Here is an 18,764-nt window from a genome sequence, read left to right as displayed (position 1 = left end):
ATACACAGCATTTTGTATTTAAGTAAAATACGAATTATATATCTCCGAAAATTAATTATGCATTACACAGAAAAGATATTTATTAATCTGTATTTATCAGCGTTAATCTGCGTCTATCTGCGGTTTTTATCTCTTATATATACGGTAACTACTACTTGCAATCCGCCGCAATAACCCCATTTACTTGAACAAGTAAGTATAGTTAACCCGATTAATCTTAAAAAAGCCATAAAAATTAACAAAACTTGGAAAGCAAGCACCACAATAAGCCAAAATTTTGATAGACGAAAAAATCAGGTGAAGACAATGGATATCAAAAATGGCTTTGTCGGTACAATCGGGAACACACCACTAATTAGACTCAACAGCTTTAGCGAAGAAACAGGTTGCAACATCCTCGCAAAAGCCGAATTCCTCAACCCAGGAGGTTCCGTCAAAGACCGTGCAGCATTGTATATTATTCAAGATGCCGAGGAAAAAGGCTTACTCAAACCAGGTGGTACTGTCGTTGAAGGCACTGCGGGGAACACTGGTATCGGATTAGCCCATATTTGTAACGCCAAAGGTTACAAATGCCTAATCATAATTCCCGATACCCAATCACAAGAAAAAATGGATGCATTGCGAGCATTAGGGGCAGAAGTACGTCCAGTTCCTGCGGTTCCCTACAAAGACCCAAATAACTACGTCAAGCTTTCTGGTAGAATTGCATCGGAGATACCTAATGCAATTTGGGCAAACCAATTTGATAACCTAGCAAACCGTCGTGCCCATTACGAAACCACGGGTCGGGAAATTTGGGAACAAACCGATGGTAAAATTGATGGATGGGTAGCTGCAATTGGGACAGGTGGTACTTTTGCAGGTGTTTCCATGTTTTTGAAGGATAAAAATCCTCAGATTAAATGTGTCGTTGCCGATCCGATGGGTAGTGGATTGTATAGTTATATTAAAACTGGTGAAATCAAAATGGAAGGTAGTTCCATCACCGAAGGAATTGGGAATAGTCGGATTACAGCGAATATGGAAGGAGTACCCACAGATGACGCGATTCAAATTTCCGATAAGGAAGCAATTAGGGTAGTTTACCAGCTATTACGCAAAGAAGGTTTATTAATGGGTGGTTCGACGGGTATTAACGTTGCTGCTGCCGTTGCGATCGCAAAACAAATGGGACCAGGACACACAATTGTCACAATTTTATGCGATAGTGGTTCACGCTACCAATCGCGGATTTTTAACCCCGAATGGCTGGAATCGAAGGGACTTTCTCCAGATAATTAATTGAATTTAGGGGAAAGGGTAGTTCCTAATATTCCACTGTTTCCAACCTATGTAATACCCAATTCCCAATGCCCAATTCCCGATGCGTGCGTGTGTGTCAAAATCGTACCTGTCGTAAACAAGGTGCAAAATCAGTATTAGCAGCTTTTGAAGCGTTACCTATTCCTGGGGTAATCGTGACAGCTAGCAGTTGCTTGGGACAATGCGGGAATGGTCCGATGGTATTGGTATTACCTGATATGGTATGGTACTGTGGTGTCCGTAGTAATGAAGTGGCTTTAATCGTGGAACAGCATTTGATTGGTAATGAAAAAGTTACGCAAATGCTTTATAAGCGGTTTCATTCTGGAGATGGAAAATAGGACTCAGGAGTCAGAATTTAGAATTCAGGAGTCAGAATCCAAACCCCAAAATCTAAAATCCAAAATTTAAGTTTTCTACCTGTTTTATTCCCCTTTCCCCTTTTTCTAAATAGATGAAAATTCAGGAGTTATGTCAATCCTTAAAACTTGAGTGGCTGCGTTACTATAAGAATAATCGCCATTGGTTAGAAAAAATGGAAATTTGGGCGACTTTTGAAGGTGAACGTCGTCCGCTATCGAGTTTCGTTTTGGCAACGGTTACGGTCTTAGAACCAAGCCTAATTGACATTTTACCATTACTTGCGGATTTGAACAGCGACCCTGATGCATTAATTGCGGCTTTAGGTCTTAATTTCAATCCAGATAAGTATTTACATTTAGTTGAGGTTGAAGATTTCCAATTATTAGATGATAATTTTTGTTCTGCGGAGACGAATAAAAGTACTTCTCTTTCCCGTAATGTAGGAATTTCTTCTCAATTAGCAAATCGAAAATTCGTAAATTCAAACTCAATAAATCCAAAGTTAATAAATCCAAAACCTAAAATTCAGGTTGCTGTTGCCAAATCCTATCTCCACAGAGGCAAAACAAATTCAACATTTACAACGTCAGTAATACCAATGACTAACGGTACAAAAGTTACACCAATAGTCGCATTTACTACCACCATTGAAGGTAAAGGTACGATTGTCAAAATAATCCACGACAAAGTACCTGGTGAGATTAATCAATCACCTGTTTTACATCCACGCAATTTAGCAAACTGGATTGATGATTTTTGTCAGGGTAGGGGATGGGATAAGGATGAGGCTACTTTTATCCCGTTTTAGGGTACAGTTTGGATTGAATATATAGCGGTTCTCAGTTGAGTGAAATACAGTTGGTAATCGAGAATTCTGTAGGGCTAAACGGTTGTTTACCCTCATTTATTCTATTTTATATCATATCCAAACGCCATAAATTACAGCAATATTAGGGGAAATATATAGGGAAAATAAAATTAGGGGAAATATATAAGGAGGGCAAACGGTTGTTTGCCCCTACTAAAATCAAAATATTAATCTGGGTATTGATGGGAAACAAAGGGTATTTCTACAACTTCACCTTGGCTATCTGCAATTGTCACCTTTAAACCAATACCACCTACTTTGCTACGAATGTAACCTAAGCCAAAATATCCATCAGTAGTTTCCGTAATACTCGTGAGAATTCCGACTTTCTCCTCACCCAAATTTATAGTACTTCCCGCTTCTACTAGTGAATTTAACTTAATTCCCCAAAGGTATGTTTTGATGCCTTTATACGTATTTAATCTGGCAATGGTTTCTTGTCCGATATAACAACCTTTGTTAAAAGAAATAGTCTGCCATAAACCGACCTCCAATGGGTTATAATCATCAGTTAATTCCCGTTCGGGTAGGGGACGACCTTGGGTAATTCGCAGGGCTTCCCAGGCAGTTTGACCCATTTCCACAGCACCCATTTCTAGTAGCTGGTTCCACAAAATTTCTTTGTCGCTGACAGGACAAATTAGGGTGTAACCAGGAGATGCTAAACTGCTACCAACAGCAATGCTAACTCCATTTACTGAGGCAACATTATATACATTGTGACTGTGTAGGGGTTGTCCGATTAATTCACCTGCGGTTAATTTCTGGATAATTTCGTCACTTTTAGAACCAATCAAATTAAAAGTACATGTTGCTTCTGTGACATCTGCAAGTTCTACCTTGTCAGCGAAAAATATGTATTTATCCAACCATTGCATCAGGTATTCACGACGGTTGGGGGAAACCAAAAGAATTACTGCATCATCACTGACATATGCTGTAGCTAAATCAATAGTTCTGGCTGTTGAGGTGACAAAAACAGTATCACAACCTTGACCAGATTTGAGTGATTCAAAATCATTAGTGCTTTGGTTGTGGAGAAAACGAAGACGGTCATCACCAGTTATCTGAATACGTCCCCAGTGAGTGCGATCGCATATTGCAACCCCTTCCTCTACTGCTTTTATCGCTGCTATGTCTTGTATATTCATTCGTTATATGATATCGCTCTTAAATATTAATTAATTCGTCCATTAATCATTCTACATACAGCAGATTGCAAATCGATGAGGCACATGAAAATAAAAACCGCAGATATAGACGCTACTCTGCGAGAAGTCTCGCTAGCCTACGGCAACCTCTCCGATGTACGCTCGTCTAATGCGGCTTCCCGCAGGGTACGCAGATGGTTGGTTTATTTCACTCAATTTTTTACTTCTGACTCGTGAATTCTACAGATGTCGTTCTAACCAATCTTCTAAATCTCCTAATACCTCTTGATAATTTAAATCATCCTGGATACAGTGATAACTTTCTGGGTATTCCTTTAACTCAACGTCAGAAAAAGTCAATTTCTCAAAAAAATTGCGACTACCTTCTGGCAAAGTCACCTTATCCTGCCCAGCAAGCATCATTAAAAAGGGAATATTGAGTGCGATCGCATGTGTGAAAACCCAATTTACAGTCCGAGAATATTCTGTTGATAAACGTGCAGTTCCCATAATATGTCTTAATGGGTCTTTTGCATAACCCTTAATTACTTCTTCATCACGACAAGATAAACTTAAATCCATACCCGTACTCAGGGAAAACCGTGGGTATATCCGTGATAAAATCTTTCCCAATATGATTTTAATTGGGGGAATTCCAGACTCACCCAATGCTGGAGTCAAATTAATTAAACCTTTGAGTATTGGTAATTTTTCTGTTTCAGTAGCAGAATGTAATACGTAATCGAGAACAGTCAAACCACCCAAACTATGACCAAGTAAAAATAGGGGAACTTCTGGATTTTCCCTAGCAACAAACTTGATAAAATTGCTCACATCACCGCGATAATCATCCCAAGAATCGATATATCCACGTTGACCAGGTGATTTTCCATTTCCCCGCAAATCAACGCCGTAAATGGCAAATCCTTTGGGGATTAATTGATTGATAATATTTCCATACAAACCGCTATGTCCACCCAAACCATGTACCATAGCTAAAACGACCCGTACAGCACCATCAGGTTGCCAAGCTTGATAGTAGAGATTTATACCTCCAGTTGTGGGGATAGTTCCTTCTTGATGATGCATAGAGAAAAGGGTAAGGGGGAAATTCAATCTTAAATTCTTACAGCAAATAATACATTAGAATTTTTGAGTATAAGCAATAGGAAAAAAAATAATGTCCTTTTTGGATGGAAATGCGATAACTTCTTTAACCTCCGAAGGAGCAGAAAATTCCAGCATCATCAATACCTTAGTTATTGGTGCTAGTCGGGGTATTGGTTTGGGGTTTGTGGAAAAACTATTGCTAGATAACAGAATTACCAAAGTTTATGCGACTTATCGAGACTCAGAATCTGCCTCCGGTTTATTTGCGCTTTTAGATGCTTATCCAAATAAATTAACCTGTTTTGCGGTTGATATCATCGACGAAGAGCAAATTGCCAAATGCGTCGAGAAAATTCGTACAGATACAGACAAATTACATTTTGCGATTAATTGTGTGGGAATATTACACGATCGCAATCTTCAACCAGAAAAAAGCCTGCGTCAAATTAATGTCGAAAATTTAACACGTTACTTTCAAGTTAATAGTATTGCTAGTGTCCTCTTAGCAAAGCACTTACAGCCACTTTTTAAGCATAAAGAAAACAGTGTATTTGCGACCATTTCCGCAAAAGTAGGTAGTATCGGAGACAATCAAAGCGGTGGTTGGTATGGTTATCGTGCATCAAAAGCAGCATTAAACATGTTGATGCGAAACGTATCAATCGAATATGGGAGAAGCTGTCCAAAAGCGATCGTAGTCACCTTACATCCCGGAACAACCGATACCAACCTTTCCCAACCATTCCAGAAAAACGTCCCACCAGAAAAGCTATTCTCTGTCGAACGCACTGTAAATCAATTATTCTCGGTGATTGAAAAACTTCAAGCAACAGATACAGGACAATTTTTCTCGTGGGATGGAAGTAAATTACCTTGGTAATAGGGAATTCCGAAAAATAAAACATCCCAATTTATAGATTTCTCAATCGTATCATTCGTCAGCGAGGGTGGGGAGACCCTTCGGGGACGGAAACCGACACCGCCAAGTGGACTCACCCCACCCCTACGTTTGTGGGTTGAATTTTTTGAGAACATCAAATATAGGACTTACGCACTGTACAAATGACTCATCTTATGTATTAACCTAAATCGGTCGTTTCAGGCTTTTACAAACTACTTTTTGCTAGTTGCGATAAGCGCAGCTTAACGCCAAGGGCGTATCGCATGGTGCGGAACAGAAAAATCAAGCTCAAAACCTGGAAACCTATACTCCTATTTTAATTTTTCTGTCAATGCGTACGTAAGTCCTAAAATAAATATTTTATTCTCTGTGTTCCTCTGCGTGAACCTTTGCGTTCCTCTGCGTTCCTCTGCGTTAAAAAACAAATTCGGATGCTCACTAATATTTCCATCCTGCTGTGCATAAACCTAGATTGCCTATCGCTATAAAAATTTAGAAGGTAAAAAGCTAGCGCTTGCCCTAGCCCCTTTGATAACCGCATAAGTTAAATCGAGTTGCATCTATTTAAATTGAGCTAGTTATCGCTAAGTGTCATACCGATTGCCTAATTACCAGTAGTAGTAATGAAACTTTATTATGCTCCAGCTTCATCCTATTCCCAGCGTGTTCTCATTGCCCTCGCGGAGAAAGATGTCAAATTTACTGCAATTGAAGTGAATCTTTTTGATGTAGAAGAGCGGGAAATATACAGCAAAATAAACCCTTTCGGTAAAATACCCACACTGATTACTGATAAAGGAACAGTAATATTTGAAGCAAACATCATCATTGAATATCTCGATAAATACTTCCCCAATACATCCCGCTTAATTCCTGAAAATTCAGAACAAGCAATCGAAGTGCGATTATTAGAGCGAATATTTGATGTATATATTAATACTGCACGAGAAGCTTTATTCGCAGACAAGCAACGGAAAGAAGCAGAGCGAAACGGTAAAGAAATTGCCAAACCAAAGCGGTTATTAGAGACAGCATTGCTTTTATTGGAGCAAAAATTAGCAAATCGGACTTGGTTAGCAGGTAATGAATTTTCTCTAGCAGATTGTGCCGCAGCTCCTACTCTTGCCTACTTACGTATGGTTTACGACTACACATACTTAAGTGAGCTAACAAACTACATCAGACGCTTAGAGTCTAGAGCCTCTGTAGTCAAAGTTTTCAACTCCGGACGCGAACAAATGACAAGGATGCTATCGGAACTGAAGTATCCATTACAACCAGTATCAATAATCTAGAGAAGCGACATATCACATCCTTCTATATCTAAAATTCTTGGAGATAAATCATGACCACTTCCACCATCGAAAGATTAAACCCATTTCTCCCAGCAGTAACCTCAGACCCATACACATACTACCGTCAATACAGAGAACAAGACCCAGTACATTGGGGAGTTTCCTCCAATCCCAACTTACCAGGAGCTTGGTACGTCTTCCGCTACGAAGATGTGATGAAGGTGATGGAAGACCGTAGATTTGGTAGGGAACACATCAAACGTGATGACGTGGAAACAACACCAGTACCAACCGCATATAGTGCTTTCCTGACAATGGTAAGCAAGTGGATAGTCTTCCGGGAACCACCCGATCATACCCGCTTAAAATCCTTAGTCAGCAAGGCATTCACTCCGAGAGTCGTAGAAAACCTACGTCCTGCGGTTTACCAAATTGCCGACAGTCTCCTCAACAAAGTTCATGCCCGTGGAGAGATGGATTTAGTAGAAGAATATGCATTTCCTTTACCAATCATGGTGATTGCGATTATGTTGGGAGCGAATCCCGAAGACCATCCAAAGTTTCGCAAATGGGCTTTAGCATTACAAAATGCCAGTGCTTCACGTTTGAAACCACCACCAGAAATTTACGACAACGCCGAAAAAGCCAGTCAAGAATTTATCGAATACTTTAAACCAATTATCACAGACAGACGCGCCAACCCCCAAGAAGACTTGATTTCCAACTTAGTTAAAGCAGCAGATGAAGGAGACAAACTCACCGACGAAGAGATTGTTGCGACTTGTACCCACTTACTGACAGCAGGACATGAAACCACAGTTAACTTGATTGCCAAGGGAACACTAGCATTATTACAACATCCCAAACAGTACCAACTGTTGCGATCGCACCCCGAATTAATGCCCAATGCAGTTGAAGAATTCATCCGCTACGATACCCCGATTCAAATGGTGACGCGCTGGGCATATGCAGACGTTGAAATCGGTGGTCAGCAAATTAAACGCGGGGATAGTGTAGGAATTATGCTTGGTTCCGCAAATCGCGATCCTGCCCGTTTCCAAAATCCAGAAGTGTTTGATATCCAAAGGGAAGACACTAAAAATGCTGGTTTTGGTGGTGGGATTCACTACTGCCTTGGTTCTGCTTTAGCCCGTGCCGAAGGTCAAATTGCATTGAATGTTTTACTCAATCGTTTACCTCAACTAAAGCTAGCAACTGAAAACATCGACTGGGCAAACAATATTATTTTCCACGGTCCCAATCACTTACCAGTCACTTTTTCTAAGCCGTAGCTTGCTGTACGGTCACGGCAGAGGTAATTCCCTTCTGCCTCTGCCCTTCTTCGATAAATAATATTAGGTATAAATTTACATGACCATCATCCAAGGACTAACAAAAGCCATTCTTTACGTCAAAGATATAGAAAAGCAAACCGAATTTTATTGCGATCGCTTAGGTTTAAAAATCAAATCCCAAAAAAGTATCGAAGGACGTAGCGATAAACAATGGGTAGAATTTGACACTGGCGAATGCACCTTGGTTTTGCACGGCAACATGGAACCAGAATACGGCAAAGATAGACCCAAACTAGCATTTCACGTTACGGATTTTGAAGCTGCTTATAGCACTTTAGTTGAACGTGGTATCAAACTTGGGGCTGTCCGTTCACCTTCACCCAATTTGAAAATTGCAGAAGGTTTAGACCCAGAAGGAAATCCATTCACAATTGATTGCGAACTGTAAGGATTTTGGATTTTGCGAAAAGTTGACGGGTTCGGTTTCTGTACCGTCAAACTTTTCAAGACGGATTTTAAACCTCGTCTACCTTGAGAACTGTAGTTTTCCACAAAGGCTTTGGGATTGCTACCCTGCGGGTAGGCACGGAGTGACTTCCGAAGGTAGCCGTTGGCGAAGCCTTCTCGGAGAGTAGCGTCTACCTTACGTCGCAATGACACAACAGAATAATCAAAAACTCCGGGTTCCGAAATGGACGAGGTTTAGAATCGAAAATTCCTAAATTCGCAGATATTTATCCTAAAACAAAAAGCCATGAAATTAGATACCCCAAGTCAAACTCTGAAAGACCCCTTTTCTCTACCAGGTCCTAAAGGAAAATTTTTAGCAGGGAATGCGATTGATTTTGGTAAAAACCCATTGTTTTTTTTAACTCAATGCGCTAAGGAATACGGCGAAATTGTGCCAATACATTTGGGTCAACGTAAAGCAGTTGTTGTCACCAATCCCAAATATGTAGAATACCTACTTAAAGATAGAGAAGTATTTGTCAAACCTGAAGCCTTAAAAAGTATGCGATCGCTACTAGGACAAGGGCTACTAACTAGTGAGGGAGAAACTTGGTTTCACCAAAGGCGTTTAGCCCAGCCTGTATTCCACCAAAAACGGATCGGCGGCTATGCAGATGTGATGGTGGACTATACAGAAATAATGCTCGCTCACTGGAAAGATGGGGAAACTAAAAATATTCAAGCTGAGATGATGCGTCTCACCTTTAATATTGTAATGAAGACCCTATTTAGCAGCGACGTTACAGAGGAACAAGCCCGCGATGTTTCGGAAGCAATGCATGTTTCTGCGGATTGGATGCTTAAACAAAGGCGGTCATTTATTACCTTCCCAGAAAGTTTTCCCACACCCTCGAATTTGCATTACAAAAATGCGATCGACAGGCTCAACAAGCAAGTGTATCAAATTATCAAGCAAAGACGTGCCAGTGGCGAAGACCCAGGTGATTTGCTATCGATGATGATGAATGCACGGGATGAAGACGATGGTAGTCAAATGAGCGATAAACAACTGCGCGATGAAATTACCACCCTAATTTTCGCTGGACATGAAACTACCGCAAATACCTTAGCTTGGACGTGGATGCTCCTATCCCAATATCCGGAAGCACAAGCAAAACTACAACAAGAGGTTAAACAGGTATTAGGCGATCGCCCTCCGACTTTTGCTGACCTCCCAGCTTTGAGCTACACCAGCGCGATCGTCAAAGAAACCATGCGACTTTACCCGGTGGTATGGAATATCATTGCTGAGACAAGCAGAGAATGTGAAATGGGTGATTATCGTATCGGTGCTGACTGGACTGTAATTTCCAGCCCTTGGGTAATGCACCGTTCAGAAGCCTATTTTGAGCAAGCAGAATTATTTAAACCGGAACGTTGGGAAGGGGATTTCGAGAAAAAATTACCAAATGGTGTATATACACCATTTGGCGGAGGTCCCCGTACCTGCATCGGTAAAAGCTTTGCACTGATGGAAGCAGCTTTATTATTGGTTGCGATCGCTCAAAAGTTTGAAATATCTCTCGTCCCCAATCAAACCATTATTCCCCAAGCAACAATCACCCTACAGCCCAAAAACAGTATTCAAGTAGTCCTCAAGCAACGGGATTAGGGAAGCAGGGGAAACAAAGAAAAGAAACAATACAAATATTCCCCCCATCTTACCTTTCTTCCAAAAAAAATTTCCTGAATTGAGTCAAAAACTGCATATTTCGTAAATGTCCATCGGTATTAACAGATATACAGAACAAAAGGAGAAACAAATTGTGAGAGAAGTACGCCCGCTATTAAAACTCGGTGTTAAACACTTAGATGTGGAACTTCTACAACGCAACTTATCTCGCTTGGGATATGAAATCGGACTAAATGGAGTCACTGGTTATTTCGATGAATATATCGAAAATGCCGTCAAAAAATTCCAACAAGATTACAATTTAACCGTCGATGGAACTGTTGGACACATAACAGGAAGCCGGATAGATGCAGCTTTGCCATAAATTGGATTTTGCTCATTTTTGGTAGTAAATAAAAGTATGAAGTCTCAAATTGGAAAAATCACAAATCTATATTTCTATTTTTGACTTCTTACTTCTAATTTTTCAAATCAAATTTTCACTGTAAAAACAATCAATAAAGGAGAAAAATAATGGGAATGCCTCCAACTTTAAGTCGTGGTTCAACTGGTACAGATGTCGAACGCTTGCAACGCGACCTCTCAGCAAAAGGATATCAAGTTGGCACAATTGATGGTAACTTTGGTGAACATACCGAAAATGCAGTTAAAGCATTTCAAAAAGATAACAATATCACTGTTGATGGAGTTGTTGGAGCGCAAACTGGAATGAAATTTGGTGGTCCTCCTGCATAAAATCCACAAACCTAACTCTAGATAAAAGTATGAAGTCTCAAATTGGAAAAATCACAAATCTATATTTCTATTTTTGACTTCTTACTTCTAATTTTTCAAATCAAATTTTCACTGTAAAAACAATCAATCAAGGAGAAAAATAATGGGAATGCCTCCAACTTTAAGTCGTGGTTCAACTGGTACAGATGTCGAACGCTTGCAACGCGACCTCTCAGCAAAAGGATATCAAGTTGGCACAATTGATGGTAACTTTGGTGAACATACCGAAAATGCAGTTAAAGCATTTCAAAAAGATAACAATATCACTGTTGATGGAGTTGTTGGACAGCAAACTGGAATGAAATTTGGTGGTCCTCCTGCTTAACCTCAAACTTAAGCGATCGCGGGTTTGGCTAACCAACCCGCATTTTTATGAAGATGTAACTAAAAACACCAAGAATAAGTGATTGTATTACTCGATTACGGTTGCAGATATCTTCAATTTGCAGTAAATCAAGAAGTGATTAAGAAGTAACCGTATAGAGATTTGAAAAACTTCTGAGACTTTCAGACTTAATTAACACTAAGCTAGAAGTAGCGTAATTACAAAACCTTAATCACTCTTGACATCAAATCAACGGAGAATAAAAAATGAGTACGCTAGAGACACCTTCGTCTAATTTGTTAACCGCACCATCTTCAGAGATGGACAGTATTCAACGTGAGGCTTTTAAAAGAAGACTTATGTGGCATGGTATTTTCAACTGTACACTAGGATTTATTATCGGTCTATTTATTCCTTTGTATGCCAATCCCCGTGCAGGACTAGCAGCTCATTTAATCGGAATTACACAGGGCGCTTTTTTAGCAGTTATTGGACTTGCTTATCCACAACTGAAATTACAATTTTGGCTTGGGAGAGTGACTTATTGGCTGCTGGTAATTGGTGCTTATATCGGTTTGTTAGGTCAATTTTTGGGCGCGGTATTTCGTTTAGCCAGAATGTTTATTATTACCGGGCAAGGTCTTCCCGAAGGTATTCCTTGGATGGAAACTAGTATCGAAATTGCAAACAAAACTATCAGTACTACTCTTCTCTTATGTTGTTTTGTTATTCTCTATGGCTTAAGAGGAACAAAAACTGATGCTAGTTCGCTAGAAAATTCTTAGTGATCGCCACAAAATCACAAAATTCTTTGTTTGTTAGACTTCTCCGGAAATTAGATATTGAATTAAGTTACACAGAGTTCATAACTGATTTTCGGGGATGTACATTTGATTTCCGACAGGTTAATTAAGCAGCAATTCACGAAGTTAATATTTCTGTTAATTGGCATCATTCTATCGGGAATAGTTTTTGTTTGTGGCGTTATATATCAAAAAAAAACAACAGAAATATAGAAATAGCCATCTGAAAATTAACTGAACAGTATTGAGACATATCAAACAAAAAATATTAGTTGATTAAAAATAAAATCTATGAATAATTCGGCAACAAAACTTCCACCCCGACAAGCTACGAACATTTTTGTCGATAAGAATTTTTACATCGTCAACTTTGTAACATTGATGGGAATTTTAGGGGGAACTCTCTACAATCCAGCACTACCAACCATACAACAATTTTTTAAAGTTTCCGAAGCCCAGGTAACACTGACCTCGACAATTTATCAGTTACCAAGTGCCATTATCACACCGCTATTTGGAATTTTGGCTGATATTCTCGGTAGAAAAATTGTCCTCATTCCTTCACTATTAATATTTGCATTTGGTGGTTTCTTCAGCAGCTTTGCATCTACTTTTACAAATCATTTAGGATGGCGATTATTTCAAGGTATTGGAGCCGCTAGTTTAGAACCACTACAAGTTACCATTATCGGGGACCTTTATCGCGGCAGAACACTAGGAACCGCGATCGCATTTAATTCTGTATTAATTGGCATAAGTGGGGCACTTTTTCCGTTAATTGGTGGAAAAATAGGGGAATTAGACTGGAGATATACATTTTTACCAGCAGTAATTGCCATTCCTCTAGCAATCTGGTCATTCATAGCATTAAGAGTACCAAAACACAGAAATCATAGTGAAAAATTTGAATTTAAAGCCTATTTAAAAAGTACAACTAACAGTATTAACAAACGTCCAGTAATTGGACTATTGTTTGGAACAATGTCTTTGTTTTTACTGCAAACCTTATGTTTAACTTATATACCTTTACTCGCAGCAGAAAAATTCCAGACATCAGCAGGATTAAATGGTGCTATTCTTGCCAGCATGTCAATTTCACTTGCCCTCGTCGCATCTCAACTAGGGCGAATTGTACAGCATATTTCCGAAATTAAGCTGATTAAACTTTCTTTTTTGTTATTTGCGATCGCATTACTAATCATCCCATTTCTTCCTAACGTTTGGCTGCTATTTATCCCCATGTTTTTAATTGGTGCAGCCCAAGGTTTGGCTCTGCCATCTTCCCAAGCACTACTAGCAGGATTAGCAGATCAAGAATCTCGTGGGGGATTTATGGCAGTGAACATGACAGTTGTCTCCTGGGGACAAACATTCGGTCCATTTCTAGGTAGCATAGTTTTATTATTTAGTGGCATCCAATCAGTATTTTATATTAGTGCTATTTTTAGTCTAATTTCCTTCGCCATCTTCAATTATTTCCTCACTACCAAAGTATTGAATTTCACAGCCAAAACTATACATATGGGAGGTATGGCAGCACCAAGTAGCAGTCAAGTAATACAGCTTCCAGATATCCCATCCCCAACAATTCTCCAACAACCAGTTGCCCAGTTATTACATATCCAAACTCGCCGCATCATTGAATTGCCAGAACATTTTGAAATAATTAATATTGGTAAATCCTCTACTAATATCCCCTTAGAAGTCAATCTTGCAAACTTACCTGACACTGAAGTCGTTTCCCGGATTCATGCTCAAATTCGCTTTGATGGTGAAGAATACTATATCCAAGATATGGGCAGTGCTAACGGTACTTACATTAATCAATATCCTTTAGTTCCAGGTATTTGGTATAAATTGAAATCAGGGCTTGGCTTCAGTCTCGGTCGGCGAAGCAAGGTATCATTTATATTTGAACTAGTTTAATCTGTAGGGAAACTCTTACTTGGCGTACTCAGTGTCTTGGCGGTTCACCTTCTTTATTTATTAAACTTTTATACTTTGTGCAAAGTGTTTTCCCGCATTAGACTGTAATGTTTTTAGAGATGGATTTCAACGAAAGGATTGCGAAGCACGGTAAACTTTATTTTCTAAGTGTTTTGTTAAATCCTTATCCCAGCTAAAAAACATGGCGACTATTAACGATAACTATCTCAAACTCAAAGCTGGTTACCTCTTCCCAGAGATTGCCAGACGGGTAAATACATTTGCCGAAGCCAACCCAGATGCAAAAGTAATTCGCTTAGGAATTGGTGATGTCACCGAACCATTGCCAGAAGCCTGCCGCACTGCAATGATAAAAGCAGTCGAAGAAATGGGTGTTAGAGAAGGATTCAAAGGTTACGGTCCCGAACAGGGTTATGCTTGGTTACGGGATGCGATCGCACAAAATGATTTCCAGTCACGGGGTTGTAATATCGACGCTTCGGAAATCTTTATTTCGGATGGTTCTAAGTGCGACAACGGTAATATTCTCGATATTTTCGGTAATAACAACAAAATCGCCGTAACTGACCCAGTCTACCCCGTATATGTCGATACAAATGTCATGGCAGGACATACGGGAGATGCCAACGAAGCAGGGGAATATGGTGGTTTAGTATATCTCCCTGTGACTGCTGAAAACAACTTCACTGCACAGATACCAACAGAAAAAGTCGATTTAATTTACCTGTGTTTCCCCAACAACCCCACAGGAGCAACTGCGACAAAAGAACATCTCCAAGAATGGGTAAAATACGCTAAGGCAAACGGTGCAATTATCTTCTTCGATGCTGCCTACGAAGCGTTTATTTCCGACCCTAGTTTACCCCATTCAATCTATGAAATTGAAGGTGCTAGAGATTGCGCGATCGAATTTCGTTCTTTCTCAAAAAATGCAGGTTTCACGGGAACCCGTTGTGCGTTGACAGTTGTACCCAAAACCCTCACAGGAAAAGCTGCTGACGGTTCGGATGTGGAATTATGGAAATTATGGAATCGTCGTCAATCAACCAAGTTTAACGGGGTTTCCTACATTATCCAACGTGGTGCGGAAGCGGTTTATTCGGATGCGGGGAAAGCGCAAACCAAAGCTTTGGTAAGTTTCTACATGGAGAATGCGAAAATTATCCGAGAAAGATTAACTGCTGCGAGTATTCAAGTTTATGGTGGTGTGAATGCACCTTACGTTTGGCTGAAAACACCAAATAATCTTTCGAGTTGGGATTTCTTCGATAAATTGCTAAATACAGTCAATGTAGTTGGTACACCAGGTTCCGGTTTTGGTGCTGCTGGTGAGGGTTATTTCCGCATTTCTGCATTCAATAGTCGTGAGAATGTCGAGGAAGCAATGCGACGCATTACAGAGAAGTTTAAAGTTTAGTTTTATGGGTGGGAAATTCCCACCCACTTTTGATATTTTTGTGTATTTATGGTGGATAAAAATGGACAGAATTACTAGTGGATTATTAACCGCATTTAGAGAAGAACAATCTTTGCCCTCTGATTTAGACGAGTTTCTTTTGTTTGAGCATTTTGTCAATTATTGTATTGTTTCCAAAGAATATAATGATTCTTTTTCCCTTGAAGATATACATGTTGGGGGAGCTTCAGATAAAGCATTAGATGGTGTAGCGATCATTATCAACGGTAATTTAGTTAACTCCAAAGAAGAACTTGAAGACTTAGAAAGAGCGAACAAGTATTTAGATGTTGAATTTCTACTTATTCAGTCGAAAACAAGTAGTAATTTCGATAGTGGAGAAATTGCTAAATTTTTACTAGGCTCAAAAGATTTTTTTTGTGAACAATCTCAACTACCAGAAAACAAACATATACAAGTTACAAGAAGAAATTAAACAAAAAATATTTTTACCGTCACATAATCCAATTGGTTATTATGTTAGTGCTTATGCAAAGTTTAGGCTAGATGCATTATTTAGAAAAGGTCAAATAGATAGTCAATATAGCAATTTTAGATATCACTTACTTTATATTTTTAGAGTACAAACATCAGGTATATCTATGCCCGATATAAGTACAAATAGATTTAAAAATTATTGTGAGAAGATGGAGGAAATTTTGTGGAATCCGAGTGATTGTAAAGATGCTTTTTTAAAAGCATCTGAAATAATTGATAAAGCTGTTAATGGGAATTATGACCGTGCGTTAGCAAAAACAGTAGCATTTTTAAAGCAAATTAAGAGTTTGACAGAATTGTAATCTAAAATTTCTACTGACAGATTTTAGTATAGAATTTATAAAAATTACCTGCATTGCTACAGTGATTAATAAAAATGAGTGATTTAAAAACGAGAATTATTGCAAAGATTGATGATGTGAGATATCAATCATTTTTGACATCACAATTAAATATTATTAACATCAATGATTTTGATATTAATACTACTCCCACAAGCTGCATTGTTAAAGATGAAATCAATGAAATTGCCATTAGTAAATGGGTTTCACCTAAACGCACTCGTTCCTATCCATATGCACGAGTATATGACACAATATCTAGAAGTAAACGAGCTACTGTAATTCCTGTAGTTAAAGATGAAGGCTCTGATGGAGATAGGGATTTTTTACAATGGGATACTATTTGCTTGATGAGTCTTTTACAAGTGTCTGTAATTCTTGGATACTATCAAAGCGCATCTAAAAATCAAAAATATACTCATAAAGTCACAAAACAAAAATTTGATAGTGATTGGATAAAAGAACGCATCAAACGTCTCTCATCGAATTATCAAAGTGATGCTTTACATTGGAATATTCGACAAGTAAGAGACGAACTTTCAATAGTTATTCAAAAACAAATTGAAGCTTGCGATCGCATATCTAAAACTACGGGAGTAACTTTCCATAATCTTGCGAGTTTAACAAATTTTAAAGAAATTATCGAGCGAGATATCGATGAGTTTATAAATCACTCTAGAACAAGAGCAGAACAAGCACAATCGAGGGAATTATCAACTATACATATTTATGAAAACTTGGCTACAGCTAGCAAAGCTTCGATCACAATTACGAATATTGTTGGAGGAAAATACTTTTTTACAGTCGATGAAGTTTTAGTCAATCTGAATAATTCTATAATTGAATTAATCGAATGTAAAAATTCTAGTTCTGCTTTATTACCCTCAAAAGCTGATATCAAAGATGGATTGCTTAAGATGATACTTTACACTAATCTCAAAAATCTTGAGATTCAGTATTTAGGAGAAGATATCAATAACTTACAACCTAAACCTATACTGCGATTAACATCAGCAAGCATCAAATCAGAGATTGAATCTTCTCAGTTAGAACTGCTAGAAGAATGGTTGTCAAATCATAAAGTTAAATCAAAATCCACTAAATTATTTATTCAAGAATTATTTCAAGAAGCTCGATATAATAACTTTGTTGTTCAATTAAAAAGTTCTAAATGATAAAAAGTCCTTTGCGATATCCTGGAGGTAAATCTAAAGTTGTTAAACACTTAGCAAAATTTTTACCTCAGAATTTTTCAGAATACAGGGAACCTATGGTTGGAGGTGGTTCTGTATTTCTATATGTTAAACAAAAATTCCCTAATTTGAGCTTCTGGATTAATGATTTAAATCAAGATGTATATAGCTTCTGGAAATTTGTACAATACAATTTACCACAACTAGTAGAAGAGCTTGAATATATACGGGATGTTGCCGTTGTTGGTAAATTACTTTTTGAAGAGTTGACAGATAAAAATATAAATTTTGAAAACTGTACTTTTGATGAACGTGCAGTTAGGTTCTTTGTCTTAAATCGAATTACCTTTTCGGGTACTGTAGAAGCTGGTGGTTTCTCGGAGGAGGCTTTTCATAAAAGATTTACATATTCTTCGATAGAAAGATTGGCAAAGTTGAAAGAAGTAATCAAAGATATTCAGATAACAAATTTCGATTATGGAGAACTTTTAGAAACACCTGGAAAAGATGTTTTTATTTATTTAGATCCTCCTTACTTATCTGCTACCCAATCTCGTTTATATGGAAAAAGTGGAGAATTACATACTTGTTTTGAACACGATCGCTTTTGTCAGATGTTAAAAGCATGTCCCCACAAATGGATGGTTACTTACGACAATTCAGAGCAAATTATTAATAATTTCCGAGATTTTGCATACATATATAATTGGGAAGTTCAATATGGAATGAACAATTACAAACAGGATAAAGCTGCGAAAGGTCAGGAATTAATCATTACAAATTACCTAGTAGATATATCTTAATGACAGAGATATCTAGACTAATATAGCAGTCTTATTTGATAAGCCCTGCGAGCAGGCTACGCCAACGTGAAAAATACAAATTAGGAAATGAACCGCCAAGAACGCCAAGACACAGAGAAAATAAAGAAGGAAGAGATAATAATTTAAGCTCAGGTTATGCCAATATAAATGATTTAGGACTACTATATTAAAT

The 18,764-nt window shown here is 38.4% G+C and carries 20 protein-coding genes; 18 read left to right on the top strand and 2 right to left on the bottom strand.

The features are described from left to right. Nucleotides 1-306 precede the first annotated feature (306 nt). The 3 genes from CK510_RS10170 (at nucleotide 307) to CK510_RS10160 (ending at nucleotide 2,476) form a co-directional block, all read left to right on the top strand. On the top strand, nucleotides 307-1,284 hold the full coding sequence (locus tag CK510_RS10170; protein ID WP_095721596.1) for a cysteine synthase A: 978 nt from the start codon (nucleotides 307-309) through the stop codon (nucleotides 1,282-1,284). A 68-nt stretch (nucleotides 1,285-1,352) separates the two neighbouring features. Beyond that, nucleotides 1,353-1,646: a (2Fe-2S) ferredoxin domain-containing protein gene (locus tag CK510_RS10165; protein WP_095721595.1), complete on the top strand. Its 294-nt coding sequence runs from the start codon at nucleotides 1,353-1,355 to the stop codon at nucleotides 1,644-1,646. A gap of 113 nt (nucleotides 1,647-1,759) precedes the next feature. Beyond that, the gene (locus tag CK510_RS10160) at nucleotides 1,760-2,476 is read left to right on the top strand and encodes a DUF5331 domain-containing protein (RefSeq protein WP_095721594.1); all 717 of its coding nucleotides are present in this window, start codon (nucleotides 1,760-1,762) and stop codon (nucleotides 2,474-2,476) included. 227 nt (nucleotides 2,477-2,703) lie between these two features. Here the strand turns inward: CK510_RS10160 and ygfZ are convergent, their stop codons facing one another. Together ygfZ and CK510_RS10150 are read right to left on the bottom strand one after the other, a co-directional pair. Then, on the bottom strand, nucleotides 2,704-3,687 hold the full coding sequence (ygfZ, locus tag CK510_RS10155; protein ID WP_095721593.1) for a CAF17-like 4Fe-4S cluster assembly/insertion protein YgfZ: 984 nt from the start codon (nucleotides 3,685-3,687) through the stop codon (nucleotides 2,704-2,706). A gap of 240 nt (nucleotides 3,688-3,927) precedes the next feature. Continuing rightward, entirely contained in the window at nucleotides 3,928-4,776 is an 849-nt protein-coding gene (locus tag CK510_RS10150) for an alpha/beta hydrolase (protein WP_095721592.1), read from the bottom strand. Between the two features lie 91 nt (nucleotides 4,777-4,867). Here CK510_RS10150 and CK510_RS10145 point away from each other — a divergent pair, with 91 nt between their 5' ends. The 15 genes from CK510_RS10145 (at nucleotide 4,868) to CK510_RS10080 (ending at nucleotide 18,571) form a co-directional block, all read left to right on the top strand. Next, nucleotides 4,868-5,677 carry an SDR family NAD(P)-dependent oxidoreductase gene (locus CK510_RS10145; RefSeq protein ID WP_095721591.1) on the top strand — a complete coding sequence of 270 codons (810 nt, stop codon included), beginning with the start codon at nucleotides 4,868-4,870 and terminating at the stop codon, nucleotides 5,675-5,677. Between the two features lie 644 nt (nucleotides 5,678-6,321). Next, nucleotides 6,322-6,993, top strand: coding sequence for a glutathione S-transferase family protein (locus CK510_RS10140; RefSeq protein WP_095721590.1), 672 nt, complete (start codon nucleotides 6,322-6,324; stop codon nucleotides 6,991-6,993). 50 nt (nucleotides 6,994-7,043) lie between these two features. After that, nucleotides 7,044-8,285 carry a cytochrome P450 gene (locus CK510_RS10135; protein WP_095721589.1) on the top strand — a complete coding sequence of 414 codons (1,242 nt, stop codon included), beginning with the start codon at nucleotides 7,044-7,046 and terminating at the stop codon, nucleotides 8,283-8,285. A gap of 79 nt (nucleotides 8,286-8,364) precedes the next feature. Beyond that, nucleotides 8,365-8,736, top strand: coding sequence for a VOC family protein (locus CK510_RS10130; RefSeq protein ID WP_095721588.1), 372 nt, complete (start codon nucleotides 8,365-8,367; stop codon nucleotides 8,734-8,736). A 306-nt stretch (nucleotides 8,737-9,042) separates the two neighbouring features. Then, on the top strand, nucleotides 9,043-10,410 hold the full coding sequence (locus tag CK510_RS10125) for a cytochrome P450 (RefSeq protein ID WP_095721587.1): 1,368 nt from the start codon (nucleotides 9,043-9,045) through the stop codon (nucleotides 10,408-10,410). A gap of 154 nt (nucleotides 10,411-10,564) precedes the next feature. Next, entirely contained in the window at nucleotides 10,565-10,795 is a 231-nt protein-coding gene (locus CK510_RS10120; RefSeq protein ID WP_245912025.1) for a peptidoglycan-binding domain-containing protein, read from the top strand. 149 nt (nucleotides 10,796-10,944) lie between these two features. After that, a complete protein-coding gene (locus CK510_RS10115; protein WP_095721585.1) occupies nucleotides 10,945-11,166 on the top strand; it encodes a peptidoglycan-binding domain-containing protein in 222 nt (73 codons plus the stop codon). 142 nt (nucleotides 11,167-11,308) lie between these two features. Then, a complete protein-coding gene (locus CK510_RS10110; protein WP_095721584.1) occupies nucleotides 11,309-11,530 on the top strand; it encodes a peptidoglycan-binding domain-containing protein in 222 nt (73 codons plus the stop codon). Between the two features lie 266 nt (nucleotides 11,531-11,796). Next, entirely contained in the window at nucleotides 11,797-12,315 is a 519-nt protein-coding gene (locus tag CK510_RS10105) for a styrene oxide isomerase (RefSeq protein WP_143289266.1), read from the top strand. A 309-nt stretch (nucleotides 12,316-12,624) separates the two neighbouring features. Beyond that, the gene (locus tag CK510_RS10100) at nucleotides 12,625-14,259 is read left to right on the top strand and encodes an MFS transporter (protein WP_095721582.1); all 1,635 of its coding nucleotides are present in this window, start codon (nucleotides 12,625-12,627) and stop codon (nucleotides 14,257-14,259) included. A 202-nt stretch (nucleotides 14,260-14,461) separates the two neighbouring features. Further along, nucleotides 14,462-15,697 (top strand): LL-diaminopimelate aminotransferase, encoded by a 1,236-nt coding sequence (locus CK510_RS10095; RefSeq protein WP_095721581.1) that lies wholly within the window; start codon nucleotides 14,462-14,464, stop codon nucleotides 15,695-15,697. Nucleotides 15,698-15,758: 61 nt separating this feature from the next. Then, on the top strand, nucleotides 15,759-16,172 hold the full coding sequence (locus CK510_RS10090) for a hypothetical protein (protein ID WP_158224873.1): 414 nt from the start codon (nucleotides 15,759-15,761) through the stop codon (nucleotides 16,170-16,172). Then, nucleotides 16,117-16,536, top strand: coding sequence for a hypothetical protein (locus tag CK510_RS30940; protein WP_143289265.1), 420 nt, complete (start codon nucleotides 16,117-16,119; stop codon nucleotides 16,534-16,536). Before CK510_RS10090 ends, CK510_RS30940 begins: the two co-directional genes overlap by 56 nt. 74 nt (nucleotides 16,537-16,610) lie before the next feature. Next, nucleotides 16,611-17,750 carry a hypothetical protein gene (locus CK510_RS10085; RefSeq protein ID WP_095721579.1) on the top strand — a complete coding sequence of 380 codons (1,140 nt, stop codon included), beginning with the start codon at nucleotides 16,611-16,613 and terminating at the stop codon, nucleotides 17,748-17,750. After that, entirely contained in the window at nucleotides 17,747-18,571 is an 825-nt protein-coding gene (locus CK510_RS10080) for a DNA adenine methylase (RefSeq protein WP_095721578.1), read from the top strand. The genes CK510_RS10085 and CK510_RS10080 overlap by 4 nt, the downstream gene beginning before the upstream one ends. The last annotated feature ends 193 nt before the right edge of the window (nucleotides 18,572-18,764 follow it).

Origin of the sequence: Brunnivagina elsteri CCALA 953 (assembly GCF_002289455.1) — a bacterium.
GTDB lineage: Bacteria > Cyanobacteriota > Cyanobacteriia > Cyanobacteriales > Nostocaceae > Brunnivagina > Brunnivagina elsteri.
Note: the sequence above shows the minus strand (reverse complement) of the source record. Positions and strands in the feature narration are given on the sequence as shown.